A 4,480-nucleotide genomic window follows, 5' to 3' on the forward strand; every position below is an offset into this window, starting at 1 on the left:
GGCCCTGGGTCGCCGTGCGGCCTCGCTCATCGCCGACGGCCAGCTCGTCTTCGTCGATGGCGGCACGAGCACGCTGGCCATGGTGCAGCAACTGCCGGCCAAGCTGCGGGCGACGGTGGCCACGCACAGCCCCGTCATCGCCACGGCGTTGATCGAGCATCCCAGCGTCGAGGTGCTGATGCTCGGCGGGCGCCTGTTCAAGCATTCCGGCGTGGCCGTCGGCGCGGGTGTAGCACAGGCCATCCAGGCGTTGCGGGCGGACTGCTATTTCCTCGGCGTAACCGGTGTGGAGGCCGGCTTCGGCCTGTCCACCGGCGACGCCGAGGAGGCCCAGGTCAAGGCGCTGCTGATGGCGAGCGCTGCGGAAACGGTGCTGATGGCCAGCAGCGACAAGCTCGGCAAGATCTCGCCCTACCGCATAGCGCCGCTGTCGGCCTTGTCCACGCTGATCGTCACGCCTCAGGCCGAGCCGGCCGCGCTGCAGGCTCTGCGCCTGCCGGGCCTGGAGATCCTGGTCAGTGGTGGTTGAAGATCTTGCGGTGGATGCGCCTTGTCGTCTGCCAGACGGCCAGCAGCACGAAGGGAATGGCCGCCCCCGCCGCCAGCTCGGGCTGTACTGGCAGCCAGCCCTCGGCCTTCAGSGCCTTGAAGAAGTAMAGCAGCAGGCTGACGACGTAATAGGTAATGGCCGCGAKSGACAGSCCCTCGACGGTSGCCTGCATGCGCAGCTGCGTGCGCTGGCCTTCGCCGAGCTGGGCCAGCAGTTGCTGGTTCTGCGCCTCGGTGGCGATGTCGACCCGCGTGCGCAGCAGGGCGCTTGCGCGTGAGATGCGTTGTGACAGGCCGGCCAGCCGCTGCGCCGTCGCATTGACCGTCGCGATGGCCGGTGAGAGCCGGCGCTGCATGAACTCGCCCAGCGACTGCCTGCCGGCCACCTTGCCCTCGTGCAACTCGGCCAGACGCTGCTCGACGATGGCCTGGTAGGCCTGGGTGGCGGCAAAACGGTACTGGTGCGAGGCGGTGGCGTGCTCGATGCGCGCGGCCGTCGAGATCAGGTCGTCCAGCAGTTCGGCTTCCGACGCGCCGCGCTTCTCCAGCCGCGCGGTGATGCTGGCCAGCGTGGCCTCCACCTCGGCCAGCGTCGAGCCCAGCGACTTGGCGGCGGGCAGGCCGCGCAGGGCCATCAGGCGGTAGGTCTCCAGCTCCAGCAGGCGCTGGCAGATGCGGCCGGCGCGGGTCTCGGGCGTGCCGGGCTCAGCCAGCACGACGATGTGCTCGAAGCCGGTCGCGCGCAGGCAGAAGTCGGTGACAACCAGGGAATGGCCGCCGCCCATCGTCGACGCGACCGTTGCATGCGCGCCGAACCAGGCCTGGGCCTCGGTCAGGGCGCTGGGCGCGAAAGTCAGCTGCCGCTCGATCATGACGAGCTTGATGGCCGCAAAGGTGCGCCCCGGGATGCGCTCCAGCCAATCCGGTGCGACGCGGAGCGCCAGCGCATCCAGCGTCTGCGCGCTGGCCTCGGCGTCGGCGGGCAGGGGCTGCACGACCGAATAGCGCGTGAACTCGGCATGGCGCTCCCACTTCAGCGAGAACTCGCCGCAGCGCAGGCGCAGAAAGTTTGCGTTCAGCGCCTCCTCGGCCAGCTCGTGCTGGCCGGGCAGCTGGCGCAGGTGGGCATGTTCCTGCGCCCGGCTGATGCCGTCGTTGAGCACGGCGATGTGGACGATGACGGCCGGCAGGCGGATGCGCGCCGGCGGCCGGGCATGCACCTCGTTGTGCAGGGCCAGGCGCAGGGCGTCGTCGGGTGGGAGCAGGCTGTCTTCGTGCATGTTTTGTCCAGGGCCCCAGGCTAGTGCCTAGAGAAGGCAGCAAACCGGATCGATAAGATTTCAGCCTTCGTACATCAGCAGCGGCGGCTTCCGTCTTCAATATGCAAGCTTCATTCCCGGCCGTGGTCATCAGCGGCACCGGCCTGTACCGCCCGCCCCATGTCATCACCAATGCCGAGCTGGTCGAGGCCTTCAACGCCTACGCCGACCTGCAGAACGCCGAGCACGCGACGGCGATCGCCGCTGGCGAGCGCTCCGCCTTGACACACTCCAGCGTCGAATTCATCGAGAAAGCCTCGGGCATCAAGCAGCGCTACGTCGTCGACAAGGCCGGCGTGCTGGACCCGACCCGCATGTAYCCGCGCTTCACGCCGCGCGGCGACAACGAGGTCTCGCTGATGGCCGAGATCGCCGCCGATGCTGCCCGCAAGGCGCTTGAACAGGCCGGCAAAACCGGCGCGGATGTCGACGCCGTGCTCTGCTCCAGTGCCAATATGCAACGCGCCTACCCGGCCATGGCGGTAGAGATCCAGCAGGCGCTGGGCGCCGGCGGCTACGGCTTCGACATGAACGTGGCCTGCTCGTCAGCCACCTTCGCGCTGGAACAGGCCTTCAACGCGGTGCGTTCGGGCGCCAGCAAATGCGTGCTGGTCGTGAACCCCGAGATCACCTCGGCCCACCTGGAATGGCGCGACCGCGACTGCCACTTCATCTTCGGCGACGTCTGCACGGCCCTCATCGTCGAGCGCGCGGATGACGCCACCGGCGCCGACCAGTGGGAAATCCTCGGCACGCAGCTCGCCACACAGTTCAGCAGCAATATCCGCAACAACTTCGGCTTCATGAACCGCGCCGAGGACCGTGACCCGAGCGACCGCGACCTGACCTTCTATCAGGAAGGCCGAAAGGTGTTCAAGGAAGTCGTGCCCATGGCCGCGGCCCATATCGAGGCCCACCTGGGCAAGCTGGGCCTGGAGCCAACGCAGATGCACCGCTACTGGCTGCACCAGGCCAACCAGGGCATGAACCAGCTCGTCATCAAGAAGCTGGTGGGTGCGGATGCCGGCAGCGAGATCGCGCCGCTGATCCTGGACGAATACGCCAACACCGCATCGGCCGGCTCCATCATTGCCTTCCACCATCACCGGGGTGACCTGAAGGCTGGCGACGCCGGCGTCATCTGCTCCTTCGGCGCGGGCTATTCMATCGGCAGCGTGGTCGTCAAGAAGCGCTAAAACCGCAGCGAGAGGCCGATCGTCCACGCCCAGTCGGGCGTGTTGTGGTTCAGGCCGCGGAAGACGGCCGTGTCGAGCTGAGCGTCGCTTGTGAGCTGCCAGGCCAGCCCCGTGCCGGCCGTGACGACATTGCCGCCATTGCGGGCCGACGCGATCTGCTGGCCGGCGATCTCGGCAAAGCCGTGCAGCTTCTCGCCCAGCGGGATGCCCAGGCTCGCCGACAGCAGGGCACCCGTGTAGCGCTGGTCGGTGTCGTTGCGATCGATGAAGACGCCAGCCATCGTGCCGAGCGAGTAGCCGGCCGGCAGCTCCCACTGGGCCAGAAAGCTCAGGCCGGGCCGCAAGCCGTGGCCTTTGAACGGCCCGCTGCCTGTCGGTGTCTGCACTTCGAACAGCCAGCCCAGGCCAGGCTTGGCCTCGTCGCCGTCCTGCATCTGCCATTTGAAGCCGGCTGCCAGATCTCCTCGGCCGCTGGCGCTCGGGTTGCGCTGGCGCAGCGCGCCGTCGGTCTCCAGCCGCAACTCCAGGTCATGGCTGACACCCAGGCGCAGCAGCGTCGGCGTCGAGCGCAGCCGCGCCGACGCATCCCGCTGCCAGGCGCCGCTGGTCTCGATCTGGAAGCGGCCTGCGGCCATCACATCGGGGCCGTTGGTGAAGTCGGGCCGGTCGGGGGAGATCGCGTCGTCGGCGTGTGCCGCGGCGCAAACGGCCAGGAGCAGCAGGGCAAGTCTCATGCGAGCCACTCTATCGGCTGAGCTATCGTGGCGGCCATGTCTTCCCTTTCATTTTTCTGGCACGACTACGAGACCTTCGGCCGCGTGCCACGCCGGGACCGCCCGGCCCAGTTCGCCGGCCTGCGCACCGATGCCGAGCTCAACGAGATCGGCGAGCCGCTGATGCTGTACTGCCAGCCGGCCCCGGACTACTTGCCCGACCCCGAGTCCTGTCTGCTGACTGGCATCCTGCCGCAGCACTGCCTGCAGCAGGGTGTGCCCGAGCATGAGTTTGCCGCCRCCATCGAGACGGTGCTGGCCACGCCCAACACCATTGGCGTGGGCTACAACAGCATCCGCTTCGATGACGAGGTGACGCGTCATCTGTTCTGGCGCAACCTTATCGACCCCTATGGCCGCGAATGGCAGAACGGCTGCGGCCGCTGGGACCTGCTGGACGTGGTGCGCTGTGCCTATGCGCTGCGGCCCGAAGGCTTCGAGTGGCCCAAGCACGAGGATGGCCGCCCCAGCTTCAAGCTCGAGCACCTGACCATCGCCAACGGCGTCGCGCACGAGGCGGCGCACGATGCGCTGTCCGACGTGCGCGCCACCGTGGCGTTGGCGCGCAAGCTGCGCCAGGCCCAGCCCAAGCTATGGGACTTCTGCGTCAAGTTGCGCAGCAAGCAGGCGGTGTGGGACGAGA

Annotated in this window: 5 protein-coding genes; 3 read left to right on the forward strand and 2 right to left on the reverse strand. The window is 68.0% G+C overall.

Annotated elements, in window-relative coordinates:
* The coding region (locus AC1DU6_RS21270; protein ID WP_477859416.1) for a DeoR/GlpR family DNA-binding transcription regulator at window positions 1-529 on the forward strand (529 nt) is incomplete at its 5' end.
* On the opposite strand, the gene AC1DU6_RS21275 is transcribed toward AC1DU6_RS21270, so the two are convergent.
* Window positions 516-1,829, reverse strand: coding sequence for a DUF3422 family protein (locus AC1DU6_RS21275; RefSeq protein ID WP_477859418.1), 1,314 nt, complete (start codon window positions 1,827-1,829; stop codon window positions 516-518). The genes AC1DU6_RS21270 and AC1DU6_RS21275 overlap by 14 nt on opposite strands.
* Window positions 1,830-1,930: 101 nt before the next feature.
* On the opposite strand from AC1DU6_RS21275, the gene AC1DU6_RS21280 reads away from it, so the two are divergent.
* A complete protein-coding gene (locus AC1DU6_RS21280) occupies window positions 1,931-3,064 on the forward strand; it encodes a beta-ketoacyl-ACP synthase III (protein ID WP_477859420.1) in 1,134 nt (377 codons plus the stop codon).
* Here the strand turns inward: AC1DU6_RS21280 and AC1DU6_RS21285 are convergent.
* Window positions 3,061-3,798 carry a transporter gene (locus AC1DU6_RS21285; protein ID WP_457325519.1) on the reverse strand — a complete coding sequence of 246 codons (738 nt, stop codon included), beginning with the start codon at window positions 3,796-3,798 and terminating at the stop codon, window positions 3,061-3,063. The genes AC1DU6_RS21280 and AC1DU6_RS21285 overlap by 4 nt on opposite strands.
* A gap of 36 nt (window positions 3,799-3,834) precedes the next feature.
* Between AC1DU6_RS21285 and sbcB the strand changes: the two genes are divergently transcribed.
* Window positions 3,835-4,480, forward strand: a 646-nt coding sequence (gene sbcB / locus AC1DU6_RS21290; RefSeq protein ID WP_477859422.1) for an exodeoxyribonuclease I, incomplete at its 3' end; no start/stop codon positions are given.

The organism is Roseateles sp. P5_B10, from assembly GCF_056400485.1.

Bases quoted from the DNA above. Each gene is read 5' to 3' on its own strand.
- AC1DU6_RS21285 (WP_457325519.1), bottom strand. From the start codon at position 3,798: ATGAGACTTGCCCTGCTGCTCCTGGCCGTTTGCGCCGCGGCACACGCC.